Source organism: Mycetohabitans endofungorum, assembly GCF_037477895.1.
Classification (GTDB): Bacteria; Pseudomonadota; Gammaproteobacteria; order Burkholderiales; family Burkholderiaceae; genus Mycetohabitans.
The window spans coordinates 965,243-981,993 of record NZ_CP132744.1 but is presented as its reverse complement, the minus strand read 5'-3'; the positions used below and the strand labels follow the sequence as shown (position 1 = coordinate 981,993).

The window sequence follows — 16,751 nt, the reverse complement described above, 5'->3', positions numbered from 1 at the left end:
ATGCAAGCGCAGTGTAGCATGCACCGCCCACCGCTTTGCGCTTCGATAAACCGACCTACCCCCTGCCATGACAGCCAGAATCATCGACGGCACCCTCCTTTCCAAACAGCTGCGCGCCGAAGTGGCGCAACGTGCCGCCGCGCTTGCCGCACGCGGTCACCGGCCCGGTCTAGCCGTGGTGCTAGTCGGCGACAACGCGGCCAGCCAGGTCTACGTGCGCAACAAGGTCAAGGCGTGCGAGGATAACGGCTTGTATTCGGTCTACGACCGCTATCCGGCTGAACTCAGCGAAGCCGACCTGCTCGCCCACATCGACGCGCTGAACCGCGATCCACAGATCCATGGGATCCTCGTGCAACTACCGTTGCCGCCGCATATCGATGCGCACAAGGTCATCGAGGCGATCGCACCGGAAAAGGACGTCGATGGCTTTCATGTCGCCAACGCGGGCGCGTTGATGACTGGCAAGCCGCTGTTTCGCCCTTGCACGCCGTACGGCGTGATGAAAATGTTCGAATCGGAGCGCATCCCGCTGGCTGGCGCCAACGCGGTGGTGATCGGCCGCTCGAACATTGTCGGCAAGCCGATGGCGATGCTACTGGTCGAGGCCGGTGCAACCGTGACGATTTGCAACAGCAAGACGCGTGATCTCGCGGCCCATACGCGCAGCGCGGACATCATCGTCGCGGCGACCGGCAAGCGCAATTTGGTGACGGCCGACATGGTCAAGCCCGGTGCGACTGTCATCGACGTCGGCATGAACCGCGACGACGAGGGCAAGCTGTGCGGCGACGTGGATTTCGCCGGCGTTCGCGAGGTTGCCGGCTACATTACGCCGGTACCCGGCGGTGTCGGTCCGATGACGATCACGATGCTGCTGGTCAACACCATCGAAGCGGCCGAGCGCGCGGCCGGGTGACGGTGCGGTTGTGCCGGATTGGGCATAATTGACTGGAAACTGTCGCACGCGTCCCCAGATCATAGTGACAAGTTGCGCGCAGCGCTGCAGCTCGGTGCATCGCACCGGGCCGTCACTCTTTCAAGATATGACAGGAACATCATGGGTCAAACCGTTACTCCCAATCCATTGCTCGATTTCACCGACCTGCCCCGCTTTGCATCGATCCAGCCCGAGCATGTCACCCCAGCGCTCGATGTGCTGCTCGAAGCCGCGAACGATGCGGTACGACATGCCAGTGCGCCGCAGACGCCGGCCACCTGGGAAGCGGTGGTCGAACCGGTCGAGGCGGCCACCGAGCCGCTGTCACGCGCGTGGAGCGTGATTGGCCATCTGAATGCCGTTGCCGACACGCCGGCACTGCGTGCGGCACACGCGCAGAACCTGCCGCGCGTGACCGAATTCTGGTCCAATGTCGGCCAAAACCTTGCGCTGTACGAAAAATACAAGGCTATTGCGGCCAGCAACGCGTATGCGCAGTTGAGCGACGCGCGCAAGAAGATTCTTGACAACGCGTTGCGCGATTTCCGCCTGTCCGGCGCCGAACTGCCCGAGCACAGCAAGCCGCGCTTTGCGCAATTGCAGGAGCAGCAGGCCACGCTGTCCAAGGCGTTCTCCGACCATGTGCTCGACGCGACGAACGCGTACGCGTACTTCGTGACGGACGACGCACAGCTCGCGGGCCTGCCTGCGGACGCGATCGACGCGGCGCGCCACGCCGCCGAAAAAGACGGCAAGCCGGGCTGGAAATTTACGCTGCACTTCCCGTCGTACTTTCCGGTGCTGCAATACGCGGAACACCGCCCAATGCGCGAGGCGATGTACCGCGCATACGCGACCCGCGCGTCGGAACTCGGGCCCGACTACGGCAGCGGCAAGCCACAGTGGGATAACACCGCGAACATGACCGAGCAGCTGAAGCTGCGCGCGGAAGAAGCGTCGATGCTGGGCTACCGAAATTTTGCGCAAGTGTCGCTCGAGCCGAAGATGGCCGACTCCCCGGAGCAGGTCATTGCATTTCTCGATGACCTGGCGCGGCGCGCGCGGCCGTATGCAGAAAAAGACTGGGCACAACTGCAAACATTTGCGGCCGATGAGCTAGGGCTTGCACGCCTCGAACCGTGGGATGTCACGTACGCGTCCGAAAAGCTGCGACAAAAGCGCTACGCGTTCTCCGAAAACGAAGTCAAGCAATATTTCCCGGAAGGCACTGTGCTGCAGGGCCTATTTCGTGTCACCGAGGCCTTGTTCGGCGTACTCATCAAGCCGGATGCGGCCGAAACCTGGCATCCGGACGTGCGGTTTTTCCGCGTCGAAAATCACGACGGCACACTGCTCGCCCAGTTCTATCTAGATCTGTATGCCCGCGAGGGCAAGCGTGGTGGCGCGTGGATGGACGACGCGCGCTCACGCCACCGACGCGCCGACGGCACACTGCAAACGCCGGTCGCCTATCTGACATGCAACTTCTCGGCGCCGGTCGGTGGCAAACCAGCCTGCTTCACGCATGATGAAGTCATCACATTGTTCCATGAGTTCGGCCATGGATTGCACCATATGCTGACGCGAATCGATGAGCTGGGGGTGTCCGGCATCAACGGTGTCGAATGGGATGCGGTCGAGTTGCCGTCGCAGTTCATGGAGAACTTCTGCTGGGAGTGGGATGTGCTGACTGGCATGACGTCGCACGTGGACACCGGTGCGCCGCTACCGCGCGAGCTGTTCGATAAGATGCTGGCGGCACGCAACTTCCAAAGCGGGCTCGCGACACTGCGGCAAATCGTCTTCTCAAAGTTCGACATGCTGCTGCACACGACGTACGATCCCGACGGCGAGATGAGCGTCAACGCACTGGCCCGCCAAGTCAACGATAGCTGCCATGTTGTGCCACAAGCACCGTTTTCACGATGGCCAAACACGTTCAGCCACGTGTTCGCGGGCGGCTATGCGGCAGGCTACTACAGCTACAAATGGGCTGAAGTTCTGTCGGCCGACGCCTATGCCGCGTTCGAGGAAGCGGCCAGCATCGGCGGCAGCGTGCTCAATCGCGAAACCGGAGCGCGCTACCGCGCGCAGATACTCGAGGTCGGCGGCAGCCGTTCCGCGATGGCGTCATTCAAGGCTTTTCGCGGCCGCGAACCGAGTATCGATGCGCTGCTGCGGCACAATGGCATGACCGCGCAAGCCGACGCGGCCTGACGCAGATGATGCGCGTCACCGACACAGCTTGAAGTCGACCGAGGTGGGGCGGCCGGGTAACGCCAGCGTCGCCTGCGCTGCGGGTTGCCGGCTGACCACCTGGCCGCGCCGAATCACCGCGAGCCGTGCAGCCCTCAGGCGGATCGCCTCGATAGGATCGCGTGCGTCGAGCCATACCAGGTCGGCATGGCAGCCGGGCGCAACGCCATATCCTTCAAGGCCCAGGATCCGTGCTGGCGTCTGCGTAATTACGGTAAAGCAAGCACGGCTTGCATCAACGCCGGCCATCTGGGCGACGTGCAGCGCCATATGGGCGACTTCCAGCATGTCGCCCGAACCGAGCCCATACCACGGGTCCATCACGCAATCGTGACCGAACGCAACATCGATGCCGGCAGCCAGCATCTCCGGCACACGCGTCATGCCACGCCGTTTCGGATAAGTGTCCACACGCCCCTGCAACGTGATGTTGACTAGCGGGTTAGCAATCACGGCCACGCCGGCTTCGCGGATCAAGGGCAGCAATTTGCTCACGTAGTCGTTGTTCATCGAGTGCATCGACGTCAGATGTGAGCCGGCAACACGGCCTTGCAACCCAAGCCGGTGCGTTTCGGCGGCCAGCGTCTCGATATGGCGCGACATTGGGTCGTCTGATTCGTCGCAATGCATATCCACTCGCAAACCTTTTTGCGCCGCAAACTCGCACAATAGTCGAATTGACTCGGCACCATCGGCCATGGTCCGCTCGAAATGCGGGATACCGCCCACGACATCCACGCCTAGCGCGATCGCGCGCTTTAAGTTGTCGAAAGCGCCGGGACTGCGCAACAGGCCATCCTGCGGAAATGCGACTAATTGAAGATCGAGATACGGCGCGACGCGGCGCTTAACTTCGACGAGGGCTTCAACGGCCAGTAGCCTCGGATCGCAAACGTCCACGTGCGAGCGGATCGCCAGCAATCCACGCGCGACGGCCCAATCGCAATATTGCAGCGCGCGCTCGAGCACTGCGTGTTGCGTGAGTGTCGGCTTCAGTTCACCCCATAGCGCGATACCCTCGAGCAGCGTGCCTGACGCGTTGACCCGTGGCAACCCATACGACAGTGTCGCGTCCATATGAAAATGCGCGTCAACAAACGGTGGCGTGACCAGCTTGCACTGCGCATCGATTTCTTGTGATGCGCTCGCCGCCAGCGCCGGCTCTACCGCGACGATACGCGTGCCGCTTATGCCGATGTCGATTTGCGTACGCCCGTCGGGCAACGATGCGTTACGGAGAATCAGATCCATCAGAAGCTCCTTCGTGTTAGGGCGTTCCGACGTTGCATGTTGGTCGCATGCTGGGACTAGGCGTGCAAAATTGTCATATCAAGTTGGATATGCCGATCGCGCATTCGCAATCTCCATCAATCAGTGGTATTCGTTTATGCTATTGTGCAGCGACTTTCTCGCCGTACCACACTTCGTCTCGCGCAGGCGGTGCGACGGACACTGCGCGTCGCGCTGCAAGATGCGCATGGGATTTAACGCGCCACTTCTCAAGCCGACATAGCGCGAATGACGCATTGCCCTGCTATTGCTTCTCCCTGAGCACGAATAGTACGCGGTGATTTTAAAACTTACTGTTATCGTCCCAGACATGCCTTGTAGAAGGACAGCTCGGGAGGGCCGCACGTGGCGAGGACCGACAGTTTACCGAATCGAGCTTCGCTTCAGAAACGGACTCCCTGCTTCAGCCTTGCGGCAAGTAAACGGAAAGGTCTGCCGCGGAAAGGTACGCAGCACGTTGACACCCCCTAGCGGATTGCATGAAGCGCGCGGACGGCCGTATCCAATTTTTTCTCAAGCAGGAATTGGTATAGTCACACCGATCCGCCCGCGCGGCTCGCGTATAACGGATACGATAATCAACCATTATTTATTGGCGTAACCGCATGTATGGTCAATGCGCTCGGTCGTCGGACGCTGTAACCTTGGCCGCAATACAAGCTCTAACCAAACAGTAAATCCCTGATAACCCCACTAGCACGTAAATAATACGAGCCACAACCGATCCAACGCCGAACATCACCGCGACGAGATCAAACTGAAACAGTCCGACCAGTCCCCAGTTAAGAGCACCAATGATGACAAGCGCGCCGACAATCCAGTCGAGTAGGTTGGAACGTGCGCCACAAGCGGTCACAATAGTCATAGCAATCTCCTAAAAAATGTAACGACACGGGGTGAACTAACTGCCTGCGATTACCGCAAACAGCGTGCCTGCACGGGTTCCTATAGTCGAATGGCTGTGGCGCAGCACCAAGTATGAGCAAGTCTATTTGAAAGCGTACGAGTCGGTCTCAGCCTGGTTGTTGACGGCGGATTTGTCACGGCGATTTTGCAGCAGCGCATCCAGTTGCCACGCTCATCGGCGGCGCGCCACAGTGCATACGGCCTGCCCACCGGATGGGTTATAATAGCGGCGCACTAACTCATACGTCACCTTCACATCGCGCTTAAGCAGTAGTCTTTTACGGTATCCTCGGTGCCCTGTCTCGTATCCCTTCTAAAAGTTCATGCCTAATCCGTGGCATAACGCCTTTTCTACCAGCTGCGTCTTCGTGAATGACGTATCCATTTTTAGCACAATCAATCAACTCTTTTGCAAAAACACTGCTTCGATGTTGCCAGTTTCCCGCTGCATTGCTCAACATTTCTTTATATTGGTTGATGTTTTCTTCAGTCGGATTTTGAGCGGCATTGTTATGTGCAGCGACAAGATGGTCAGGCACGTCCGTTAATAAGCGGAACATATGGCCTCTATCAAACGCTCCCTGTATCCAACCTTGATTGATTGATCCAGACCAATCTGAGAACGGGTTGATATTAAGGAATTCGCCTTCCGTTGGCTCTCGACTTGCTGACCTATTCCGATTTAGCCAGTTATTTACACCGCTTATCCTATCCCCTCCGTTCTCGCCCCCCAAGCGTCCCAATACGCGCACCGGCACATGTTGCCGTCGATCACTCGTTACCCACTCCTCAATAGCGGCAGCGCGCTTGTCGATTTCGCGCATCGCCGGGCTTGGACGAGCGGTTGCGCCGAAACGCGACGCAACGGTGTTGAGTATTGCTTGTAGCTCACCGTAATACCGCTGCATCCGCGCAAACGAACTGAGTTCTCCCTCATGCTCATGTAAAATTCTTGCAACTTTAGCTCTTTGTTGCGCTTTTACTTTCATCGCTCGCGTTCTCATTGCCAACCTCCATTGTTTCCGTGGTCAGTGATCATCACGCGCCCATAGCAGGACTAGCCTCATAGGCTAACGCTTTCATAATTCACCAGCCTTGTCAATGCTGTAATTCGCGTCTTGCCTTAAGCGTACAAGAGGACTTATTGGTCCAAGGGCCACGTAATTTTTCTGGAATCGTTGACATCGGCAAACGCGTTTATTTTTGCGTGTCGAACACATTGGCCCAACCATAGCAGGGCCGCCATCACCGTAAGTGCTCCACCAATCCGGGTAGCAAGTTGCATAAACGGCATCAGTGGCAGACGTTGGCCGCGGTGCCCAACGCCCAACGAGAAAACCGGTTGCCATCAGTACCCGCACCGTGACAAGTGCTGTGGCAAGGCGCACACACCCGCTCCTGCGCCATTTGCACAAGCTGGGGACCGAAGCACGGCATCGTGATCCTATGCCAGGAGCATTACGATGACTGGCTCACGTGCCGAAAGCCAAAGTTGCCCAGACGTTCTTAAATTTGCTGTCGCCTGACGAATTTGTCGCAGGACCAGCGCCGTTGCCACCCAAGAGCCACGAGGGTCAAGCAGCGGACTAACGCTATCATAAGCGGCCCCATCGTTTTCTCTACCACCTCCAAGGTGGGTAGCTAGATGGGTAGCCAGATAGCCCACTACCATTGAAACATAGCCGCAAAGCCGATCCTGTCGCGGCACTCACTCAAACATGAAAATCGCCACGTGGAACATCAATTCATTAAAAGTCCGCTTGCAACACGTCATCGACTGGCTCGCCATGAGCCGTGTCGACGTATTGTGCTTGCAGGAACTGAAGCTGCCCGACGACAAGTATCCGCGCGCGGCACTTGAAGCGGCCGGCTACCGCAGCTGGTTTTCCGGACAAAAAACCTATAACGGCGTCGCAATCCTCGTACGCGACGGTTTGCCGGTCGACGAAGCGGTCGTCATACGGAACATTCCCGGCTTTGACGACCTGCAGCAACGCTTGATTGCCGCGACCATCGACGGCGTGCGCGTGGTCAGCGCTTACTTTCCCAATGGGCAGGCGCCGGGCTCCGACAAATTCGCGTACAAGCTGTCATGGCTGGCCGCGCTGCGTGAATGGGTCGCCGCCGAAATGCGTGCACACCCGCAGTTCGCGCTAACGGGCGATTATAATATCGCGCCGGAAGATCGCGACGTGCACGACCCGCAAGCGTGGGAAGGACAGAACCTCGTGTCACCCGAGGAGCGCCATGCCTTCCGGTCGCTCGTCGAACTCGGGCTCGTCGATGCCTTTCGCTGCTTCGAGCAGCCTGACAAGTCGTTCTCGTGGTGGGACTACCGGATGCTGGCCTTTCGCCGCAACGCAGGTTTACGCATCGATCACATCCTGCTGTCACCGTCGCTCGCGCAGTGCTGCAGCGCGTGCGAGATCGACAAGACTCCGCGTCGCTGGAACCAGCCATCGGACCATGCGCCGGTAATCGCGACGCTGGAGCGCTAAGCGGGCAGCGCCCCGATCGCGCCGTCATGATTCCAGTTGCAGCTCCTGGATCTTGCGGGTGATCGTATTGCGTCCGATGCCAAGCCGCTCGGCGGCTTCGACCTTGCGGCCGCGCGTGAAATCTAGCGCCTCGCGGATCACCGCGGCTTCGAAGCGGCGCGCCAGCCCGTCCATCACCTCGGGCGAGTTCTCGCGCAGCAGTCGCGCCACTTCGGTGCGCAAGCCGACCTCCCATGCACTGACCTGGGGCAATACCGGCGCGCACGCGCCACTGCCGGGACCGGCCAGCAGCGTCACGCCGCTGTGCGCCAGTGCTGTGGCACGGGCATCGCCGGACGGGGACGCCGCTGCTGCGCCGGCGGCGCCGACAGCCTTGCCGATCAGCAGCCCTTCATTGGCCACGGCGTGCGTCGACGATTGTCGCTCTGTGACCAGTTCCGGTGGCAAATCCTTGATCTCGATGGTCTGCGCGGGCGGCATCACGGTCAGCCAGTTGCACAGATTCTCCAGTTGGCGCACGTTGCCAGGAAACGGCAGCGACGCCAGGTACGCCAGCGTTGCATCAGTGACGCGCTTGGGCTCGACACCCAGCTCGCGCGCGCTCTTTTGCAGGAAATGTCGCGTGAGCAGCAAAATGTCCTCGCTGCGTTCCCGCAACGGCGGCAGCCGCAGCCGGATCACGTTGAGCCGGTGATAGAGATCCTCACGGAACAATCCCTGCCGCACCCGCGTGTCCAGATTCTGATGCGTCGCCGCGATCACCCGCACGTTCGCCCGCAAAGGACTGTGGCCGCCGACGCGGTAGAACTGCCCGTCCGAGAGCACACGCAACAGTCGCGTCTGCAGATCGAACGGCATATCCCCGATTTCGTCCAAGAACAGTGTGCCGTTCTCGGCTTGCTCGAAGCGACCCTGCCGCATCGCCTGCGCGCCAGTAAACGCCCCACGCTCGTGCCCGAATAGCTCTGATTCAAGCAGATCTTTGGGAATCGCCGCCATGTTCAATGCGATGAACGGTCCATTAGCGCGCGGGCTGTGCCGATGCAGCGCACGAGCCACCAGTTCCTTGCCGGTCCCGGACTCGCCAGTAATCAGCACTGTCGCCACGGAATGGGACAACCGGCCGATCGCGCGGAACAGGTCCTGCATCGCCGGGGCCTGCCCGAGCATCTCCGGTGCCTCGGCGAGCCGGTCATCGTAGCCTTGTTCGCCGCGCATGCTCTCATCAACGGCGCGGCGGATCAACTCGACCGCCTTATCGACGTCGAACGGCTTGGCCAGATACTCGAACGCCCCGCCCTGGAAGGCTGCGACGGCGCTGTCCAAGTCCGAGAATGCTGTCATGATGATCACCGGCACCTCCGGCCACTGCTCGCGCACCGCATTGAGCAGTTCGAGCCCCGAGCCGCCCGGCATTCGGATATCCGATACCAGCACTTGTGGCTGGTCCTGCGCAAATGCGGCCAGCGCGTCGCGCATACTGGTAAAGCTACGGGTGGCGAAGTTCTCGCGCGCCAGTGCCTTCTCGAGCACCCAGCGTATCGACTGATCGTCGTCAACTATCCAAATTGGCTTCATAAATTTATTGGGCGTTTTTCTTCAATATCTGCGTGCGCGCACCTGTCGCCTGCGCGCCGATCATCGAGTCAGCGGCAATAGGATCTGAAATTCGGTATGACCGGGACGGCTTTCCACTTCGATCAACCCTTCGTGCTGCTGCACAAAGGTCTGCGCAAGCGTGAGCCCGAGCCCGCTGCCCTCTTCCCGTCCCGACACCAGCGGATAGAAGATTCGGTCACGGATCTCCTCCGGTATGCCGGGGCCATTGTCGATTACACGCAAGTCCAATGCCAGCTTGCATAACCGCTTGGCGATCGTCACCTTGCGCGCGACGCGCGTACGCAACTCGATATGCGCGTCACCTTGCGAGATGCGCTCCTTGAGCGCCTGCGTCGCATTGCGTACGATATTCAGCAACGTCTGGATCAGTTGCTCCTTGTCGCCGCGAAACTCCGGCACACTCACATCATAGTCGCGCTCGATCGTCAGCCCTCGGGGAAACTCGGCCAGGATCACTGTGCGTACCCGTTCGCAGACCTCGTGGATGTTCACGTCGCCGACGATGTGCGGATGGCGGTGCGGTTCGAGCAGCCGGTCTACCAGCGTCTGCAACCGGTCGGACTCCTTGATGATGACCTGCGTGTATTCGTGCAGGTCGTAGCGCACCTCGCGCTCGCCCAACTCGAACTCAAGCAACTGCGCCGCGCCGCGAATGCCGCCAAGCGGATTCTTGATCTCGTGCGCCAGATTGCGAATCAACTGCTTGTTGACCGACGTCAGGTCATGGATGCGCTTCTCTCGATCGCTGCGCAATTGCTGGTCGTTGGCGAACAGCTCTAGCAATACGTAATCCGATGCTGCCTCGAGGTAGCCCACGATCACGTGCACACGCAACGGCTCGCGCAGCTGGCGCTCCAGTGTGGCATCCAGGTGCGTCGCCTGGAACCGGTTGTCGGCAATCGCTGCGATGGTCGTCACCAACTCGTCGCCATTGGAGAACAGATCCGGCCACGTGGTGTGCTCCAGTTGCCGGCGCGACATCTCGAGCATCGACTCGGCCGATGGATTCGCATACGCCACGCGCAGTGTCCGCTTGTCCAGCACCAGCACGACCGTCGGCAGCGCGTCGAGCCCGGGCAGTAGCCCAGAGCAGCACAGCGCTGAATCGTCCAGCGTATCGAATTGGTTTTGTTTCAATTTGGTTAGGTTCTTCAATACCATCGAGCCGGTCCAACTGAGTAGGGTTAACCCCGTCGCTGTCTCACACCACCGTACGTGCGGTTCCGCATACGGCGGCTCACGAATAACGCTGGAGGCACTGTTGGGTATCCGTCACAGTTCTTTTATCCACGCCGTCAGCCGTTTGACGCTGTCGGGCGCAACACGCAGCCGCGCCTGACGATGCACTGTCAAGCACGCGCCGCGGCACGCCGTCACGCCTAATAGTGGCAACGCCAGGAGAGGATGCTGAGCTGGACATCGTCCGCCTCGTACACCAGGCGATGAGTGTCGTCGATGCGGCAGGACCCAAAGCCCGAGAGGTTCGCCTTCAGCGGTTCGGGCTTGCCGATGCCGTTGAAAGGCGTGCCCTGCGCCTCGCGAATGAGCTGGTTGATGCGCTTGAAGGCTTGGCGATCTTGCCCCTGCCAGTAGATGTAATCGTCCCATATATCGAGCGTAAAAAGCACGCGGCGCACGCTCATTCAGCGTCTTCGACCAGTTTGCCTTCTTTTGCCATGCCCTTACGCCACTGTGCAATCGAACGCTCGAGGTAAGCGACGTTGGCTGGCGAACGCAACAGATAAACCGTCTCCATCAGGCTGTCGTCATAGTCCTGCGACATAATAACGGCGTTTGGCGCGTCGCGGCGCGTGGTGAGTGAAGCCCCGGGCCAACGTCCAGCCAACTCGGACAAACAGCTTTGCCTACGTCGTACCCTGCTTGCTAACGAGCAGGTACGACGCTCATGGAAACTCTCAATCACCTATTCGAACGCCGCTCCTTCAAACCCGTTCGGACTTCCGACATGGATTATGCCGCGCGACTGCCGGAGCGCTGAAATGGGGATAACCGTGGCCCACTCGACGATTGGGTTCAGAGGTGTCCAGCGCCGAGTAACAGGTTATCCATGCGTCAACGAACAATACCCAGTTATTTATAAGGCTTTATGAACAGTTGGGCGAGCAGCGACAATCCGAGCTTAGGCCTCTTCTTAAAGGTGATGACGGCACTCGTCTTGCATCGCGCCAATTGAAAACACCCGCAGGTGATTTGTTGCATTTCTGCGCCGCGCCGCCGGCGAAAACCATAAACTACTCATTTTTAATCCAGTGGTCGGCTCGGCCGTCGGCGCATTAAGGTACAATAGAGGATCTTGTAGGGCCGCCGGTCGTCGTAAAGAACAGCTGGCATTATTTATGCGCATACGCAGGGTAAGAAGGCCAAAAAGCAAAGCGGTATTTGATCATCGAACGTGATAACTATCGTGGCCCAAGCGGTTAGTCTGCAATCAGCCTTTTACATAGAGGCCATGCCAGCGCTTCGTCAGTCTGAGACGTTGGCACAGGCATACAAGTGAGTTGAACCAGTTCGCATCCGTCCAGGATATTTTTAACTTAACATAGGGAATGAACATGTCCACATACCAAGAGTTGCGCGCTCAAATTGAAAAGCTTGAAGCGGAAGCAGAAGCCTTACGGGCGCAGGAATTGGAAACGGTGGTTGCACAGATGCGTGAGAAGATCACCGAATTGGGGATCACGGCCGAAGATTTATTTGGACGTAGGCGTCAAGCTCGCGGCGCTGCACGCGCGACGCAGCCGGAGCCGAAATACCAAAATCCCAAAACGGGTGAGACCTGGAGCGGTAGAGGTCGGGCACCGTCATGGATTGGAAAGAATCGCGAGCGCTTTTTGATCCAAAAATAAGGCGGAACGGCATGTTGGTGAAGGAGGCGAATATGCCACTGTGTGCCGCATTATCTTTTGTTGCACCGGCAAATTAGTGCCAAAAAACAAGTGCGTGGGAGCATCGGCTTAGCAAGGCGGTGGATCAATTCGCCAAACGTGCCCGCTTCGCAGATGGCTCCGGCGTCAGCCGCATCGTGCTTGTTCGTCTTCACGTATGGTTTCACGAATTGGGGAGCCATCAGCTTGACGGTGTGCCCAAGCGCCTGGAGCTTGCGAGTCCAATAGTGGGCGCGGGCGGTAACGCGCAATGGGCGCACCGCACCGCCTACCGGACAGCGCGCCCCATCGCTCAGAGCGAGTAGTACATCTCGAACTCGATCGGGTGCGTGGTTTGACGGAAGCGTTGCAGCTCCTGCGTCTTGAGTTCGATGTACGCATCCAGCATCGAATCCGTGAACACGCCGCCGCGCGTGAGGAACTCGCGATCGGCATCGAGCGCGTCCAGCGCCGTGTCCAAATTCTCGCAGACGGTCGGGATCTTTGCGTCCTCTTCCGGCGGTAGATCGTACAGGTTCTTGTCCGCGGCCTCGCCCGGGTGGATCTTGTTTTGCACGCCATCCAGACCGGCCATCAGCAGCGCCGAGAAGCACAGATACGGGTTGGCCATCGGATCCGGGAAACGCGTCTCGATCCGGCGCGCCTTCGGGTTCGACACGTGTGGAATCCGAATCGACGCGGAACGGTTACGCGCCGAATAGGCGAGCTTGACAGGCGCTTCGAAGTGCGGCACCAGCCGCTTATACGAGTTCGTGGTCGGGTTCGTGATCGCGTTCAACGCACGGGCGTGCCTAATGATGCCACCGATGTAAAACAGCGCGAACTCGGACAGGCCCGCATAGCCGTTGCCTGCGAACAGGTTTTGACCATCCTTCCAGATCGATTGGTGCACGTGCATGCCGGAACCGTTGTCGCCCACTACCGGCTTAGGCATGAACGTCGCACTCTTGCCGTACGTATGGGCCACGTTCTGCACGACGTACTTTAAAATCTGCGTCCAGTCAGCGCGTTGCACTAGTGTCGAGAATTTCGTGCCGATTTCGTTCTGGCCGGAACCGGCGACCTCGTGGTGATGCACTTCGACCGGCACGCCCAGTTGCTCGAGCAACAGGCACATCTCCGAGCGCATGTCCTGAAACGAATCGACCGGGGCAACCGGGAAATAGCCGCCCTTGACGCCCGGACGGTGACCGCTGTTGCCGTGTTCGAACTCCCTGCCCGACGACCAGGCGGCCTCTTCGGAACCAATCTTGACGAAGCAGCCCGACATATCGATGTTCCACTGCACCGAATCAAAAATGAAGAACTCGGGCTCCGGGCCAAAAAACGCGGTGTCCCCCAAGCCCGTGCTCTTCAGGTACGCCTCGGCGCGCTTGGCGAGCGAACGCGGGTCGCGCTCATAGCCTTTGCCGTCCGATGGCTCGATCACGTCGCAGGTGAGGACCAACGTCGGTTCCTCGTAGAACGGGTCGATATACGCAGTGTTCGGATCCGGCAGCAGCAGCATATCCGACGTTTCGATTCCCTTCCAGCCGGCAATTGAGGAACCATCGAACGCGTGGCCGGCTTCAAACTTGTCCTCGTCGAACGCCGACACCGGCACCGTCACGTGTTGCTCCTTGCCGCGGGTGTCGGTGAAACGAAAATCGACGAACTTGACGTCCTCGTCCTCGACGAGTTTGGTGACGTCGGCCACGGTTTTAGTCATTCCTTTCTCCTGGTGAACAATGGGGACGATACCGCCCCCGATTCCGACCTCCCGGTCATGCAACGGGATCGGGCCTGATTAGAGCACACTTCATGCCAATTTATAACGCAAGGACACCGGACACACCCAATTACGGTGCTTACGCACTATCGCGACCTACGATCAGTGTATTGCCCGCCCTCGTCGCAGCGCATCGCGCACAAATTTGGTGCAATTTCGATGGGTAGCGATGAACATGCCCCTATTAGGGGCAAAATGACGATAACGCATCAACGTCGCGCACCCTGTCGCTGCCTAGGCGGGTCATTCTACGACGACGCTAAAATAAAGGTATTGCACTTTGGACACCGTGATGACTTCCCAGGACGCAATTTACGCAGCAGCCGAGCAGCGTCGCACGCAACACCAGTTGCAGTATGCCGGCGCGCTGGCGCCAGGTGAGGCATTCGAGCTGTTAGCGCTGGAGCCGGGGGCCCGGTTGATTGACATACGCACTCGCGCGGAACTGGACTGGGTCGGCCGCCCGGTCGTCGGGAACGGCCAGTACATACACATCGAGTGGACGCGATACCCAGGCGGCGTCCCCAACACCGAGTTCGTCGAGCAGCTGTCCCAAGTCGCGATGCCGCACACGCCGATCCTGCTGCTGTGCCGCAGCGCCGCGCGCTCGAAGCTGGCTGCAGTGGCAGCGGCGAACGCAGGCTTCATGCGCGCCTACGATATTCTGGAAGGTTTTGAGGGCGACAAAGACGCTCAAGGACACCGCAAGACGGTCGGCGGCTGGTGTTTCCGCGGCTTGCCCTGGGTGGGCGCCTAGACTCGGGGACACCGCGCCATGGTGCGTCAACCAGCACCGTGGCCGCGCCGCCCACACCGCAGTACCCAAGTCGGGTATCTTCCTAACTTAGGCTAGCTGAGTCAAAGCTGGCTAAGCCAAGCCAATTCCCCTGAGAGCAGGCGCCCAGCCACTGCGTTCGCGCCCATCGCCCCGGCGCGACCTCGGATGCGGCAGCCCAACATGCCGCCTCGCTGCAACGCCGCACGCCCGTCGCGGTTGCCGCAGGCGACGACGGGTGTGGTGTAACGTTCCGAAAAAAAGGGCACTGGACTGACACGGTTGACGCACGTAGGATTTCGTGCAGTTTCAAATCCTTGACATGATACGGTCAGCAAGCGCTGCACAATACAGCCTGCTGCCTGGGCACACGCGTACAGCTCGCTCACTCAACCGCACGATGATGTACTGATAAACCAGGCACGGACCACGTCGGCTCGTCGTCGCAGCCCTTCCCCGCCATCACATCCCAACGATTTGCTCGACCATGCAGAAAGACGAACAACAACAAGCTCGATCATCCGATGCGCCGCGCGCCGTGGCGCGCCGCACCCGCACGCGCGCGTTGCAGCTGGCTACGGGGCTCGTCGCGGTCGTCGTCGTGCTGCTTTGGTGGCATCCGTGGCAACGTGATGCCATGCGCGGCACGCCAGGCGCCCACGCCAGCGGCGCAGCCACGGGCAGTGCCGGCAGGCCGCCTGGCGCGCAGCGCGGCGGCGGCGCGTTCGCGAACATGCCACAGCCGGTCAAAGTCGCGACCGTGATCCATGGCCAGATGCCGATCGTGATCAATGCGCTGGGCACCGTGACACCGCTCGCGACGGTGACCGTGCGCACGCAGTTGAACGGCACGCTGATGTCGGTTAATTTCCAGGAAGGCCAACTCGTCAAGCGCGGCGATGTACTAGCACAAATCGATCCACGCCCCTACGAGATTTCACTGCGCAACGCCGAAGGGCAACTGGCGAAAGACCAGGCGCTGCTACGACAGGCGGTGTCGGACCTGAACGCGTACCAGGCGTTGCTCAAGCAGGATTCGATCTCGCGCCAGCAGGTCAACACGCAGGCCTCGCTCGTCGAGCAGTACCGCGGCCAAGTGAAGTCGGACCAGGCGACGATCGATACGTACAAGCTGGACCTGACCTACGCGCGGATTACCGCACCGGTGACAGGCCGAGTAGGACTGCGTCAGGTGGATCCGGGCAACTACGTGACCACCAGCGATACAAACGGCATTGTCGTGATCACGCAGATGCAGCCCATGAGCGTCGTGTTCACCACGTCCGAGGACAACCTACAAGCCATTCTTAAGCAATGGACCGCGGGTGCCAAGATGTCCGCGACCGTCTACGACCGCACCAACAGCCGGCCGTTGGAAACCGGCGAGTTGCACACCATCGACAACCAGATCGATACGACCACCGGCACCGTGAAACTGCGCGCGGTATTCCAGAACGCGAGGCAGGCATTGTTCCCGAATCAGTTCGTCAACGTGCGGCTACTCGTCGACACGATCCGCAACGCGACCCTCGTACCGACTTCCGCGGTACTCAATGGCTCGATGGGAACATTTGTCTACGTGGTCAAAGCCGACAACACCGTCACCGTGCGCCCAGTGAAAACGGGTGCGGTCGATGGCGAGCGCACCAGCATCGTCTCCGGCCTGGCGGTGGGAGAGCGTGTCGTCATCGAGGGCTCAGACCGGTTACGGGAAGGCGCCAAAATCACGATTCCGGCCGCGACCGCCAGTGGCAGCTCGGCCGCGTCGGCCGCGCACGGCCACACGCGCTAA

General features: G+C 59.7%; 14 protein-coding genes and 2 pseudogenes. 6 read left to right on the top strand and 10 right to left on the bottom strand.

What is annotated here, in order from left to right; translation table 11 throughout:
• Positions 1-67 precede the first annotated feature (67 nt).
• Together folD and RA167_RS04440 are read left to right on the top strand one after the other, a co-directional pair.
• Positions 68-919, top strand: coding sequence for a bifunctional methylenetetrahydrofolate dehydrogenase/methenyltetrahydrofolate cyclohydrolase FolD (gene folD / locus RA167_RS04445; protein ID WP_076786655.1), 852 nt, complete (start codon positions 68-70; stop codon positions 917-919).
• A gap of 141 nt (positions 920-1,060) precedes the next feature.
• Entirely contained in the window at positions 1,061-3,157 is a 2,097-nt protein-coding gene (locus RA167_RS04440) for a M3 family metallopeptidase (RefSeq protein WP_076786653.1), read from the top strand.
• A 15-nt stretch (positions 3,158-3,172) separates the two neighbouring features.
• On the opposite strand, the gene RA167_RS04435 is transcribed toward RA167_RS04440, so the two are convergent.
• The 4 genes from RA167_RS04435 to RA167_RS04420 form a co-directional block, all read right to left on the bottom strand.
• On the bottom strand, positions 3,173-4,447 hold the full coding sequence (locus RA167_RS04435; protein ID WP_076786651.1) for an amidohydrolase family protein: 1,275 nt from the start codon (positions 4,445-4,447) through the stop codon (positions 3,173-3,175).
• Positions 4,448-5,099: 652 nt separating this feature from the next.
• Positions 5,100-5,351: a DUF378 domain-containing protein gene (locus tag RA167_RS04430; RefSeq protein WP_076786649.1), complete on the bottom strand. Its 252-nt coding sequence runs from the start codon at positions 5,349-5,351 to the stop codon at positions 5,100-5,102.
• A gap of 319 nt (positions 5,352-5,670) precedes the next feature.
• A complete protein-coding gene (locus RA167_RS04425) occupies positions 5,671-6,381 on the bottom strand; it encodes a hypothetical protein (protein WP_139337091.1) in 711 nt (236 codons plus the stop codon).
• 152 nt (positions 6,382-6,533) lie between these two features.
• Positions 6,534-6,677 (bottom strand): hypothetical protein, encoded by a 144-nt coding sequence (locus tag RA167_RS04420; protein WP_237574319.1) that lies wholly within the window; start codon positions 6,675-6,677, stop codon positions 6,534-6,536.
• Positions 6,678-7,110: 433 nt separating this feature from the next.
• Here RA167_RS04420 and xth point away from each other — a divergent pair, with 433 nt between their 5' ends.
• Positions 7,111-7,890 carry an exodeoxyribonuclease III gene (xth, locus tag RA167_RS04415; protein ID WP_076786647.1) on the top strand — a complete coding sequence of 260 codons (780 nt, stop codon included), beginning with the start codon at positions 7,111-7,113 and terminating at the stop codon, positions 7,888-7,890.
• 24 nt (positions 7,891-7,914) lie between these two features.
• Here xth and ntrC read toward each other — a convergent pair whose 3' ends face one another.
• The 4 genes and pseudogenes from ntrC to RA167_RS04395 all read right to left on the bottom strand — a co-directional run.
• Positions 7,915-9,468: a nitrogen regulation protein NR(I) gene (ntrC, locus tag RA167_RS04410; protein WP_076786645.1), complete on the bottom strand. Its 1,554-nt coding sequence runs from the start codon at positions 9,466-9,468 to the stop codon at positions 7,915-7,917.
• A gap of 60 nt (positions 9,469-9,528) precedes the next feature.
• Positions 9,529-10,671, bottom strand: coding sequence for a nitrogen regulation protein NR(II) (glnL, locus tag RA167_RS04405; RefSeq protein WP_076786643.1), 1,143 nt, complete (start codon positions 10,669-10,671; stop codon positions 9,529-9,531).
• Positions 10,672-10,889: 218 nt separating this feature from the next.
• Positions 10,890-11,153 carry a Txe/YoeB family addiction module toxin gene (locus tag RA167_RS04400; RefSeq protein WP_076786640.1) on the bottom strand — a complete coding sequence of 88 codons (264 nt, stop codon included), beginning with the start codon at positions 11,151-11,153 and terminating at the stop codon, positions 10,890-10,892.
• Positions 11,150-11,332, bottom strand: a pseudogene (locus RA167_RS04395) (type II toxin-antitoxin system Phd/YefM family antitoxin); the annotation flags it as partial. The gene RA167_RS04400 and the pseudogene RA167_RS04395, both read right to left, overlap by 4 nt.
• 751 nt (positions 11,333-12,083) lie before the next feature.
• On the opposite strand from RA167_RS04395, the gene RA167_RS04390 reads away from it, so the two are divergent.
• Positions 12,084-12,377, top strand: a complete 294-nt coding sequence (locus tag RA167_RS04390; protein ID WP_076787803.1) for an H-NS family nucleoid-associated regulatory protein — start codon at positions 12,084-12,086, stop codon at positions 12,375-12,377.
• 143 nt (positions 12,378-12,520) lie between these two features.
• On the opposite strand, the pseudogene RA167_RS04385 reads toward RA167_RS04390, so the two are convergent.
• Together RA167_RS04385 and glnA are read right to left on the bottom strand one after the other, a co-directional pair.
• A pseudogene (locus tag RA167_RS04385) lies at positions 12,521-12,649 on the bottom strand (IS110 family transposase); the annotation flags it as partial.
• A gap of 59 nt (positions 12,650-12,708) precedes the next feature.
• A complete protein-coding gene (gene glnA / locus RA167_RS04380) occupies positions 12,709-14,124 on the bottom strand; it encodes a type I glutamate--ammonia ligase (protein ID WP_076786634.1) in 1,416 nt (471 codons plus the stop codon).
• A gap of 352 nt (positions 14,125-14,476) precedes the next feature.
• On the opposite strand from glnA, the gene RA167_RS04375 reads away from it, so the two are divergent.
• Positions 14,477-14,941 (top strand): sulfurtransferase, encoded by a 465-nt coding sequence (locus tag RA167_RS04375; RefSeq protein ID WP_076786632.1) that lies wholly within the window; start codon positions 14,477-14,479, stop codon positions 14,939-14,941.
• Between the two features lie 505 nt (positions 14,942-15,446).
• Entirely contained in the window at positions 15,447-16,751 is a 1,305-nt protein-coding gene (locus tag RA167_RS04370; protein WP_076786630.1) for an MdtA/MuxA family multidrug efflux RND transporter periplasmic adaptor subunit, read from the top strand.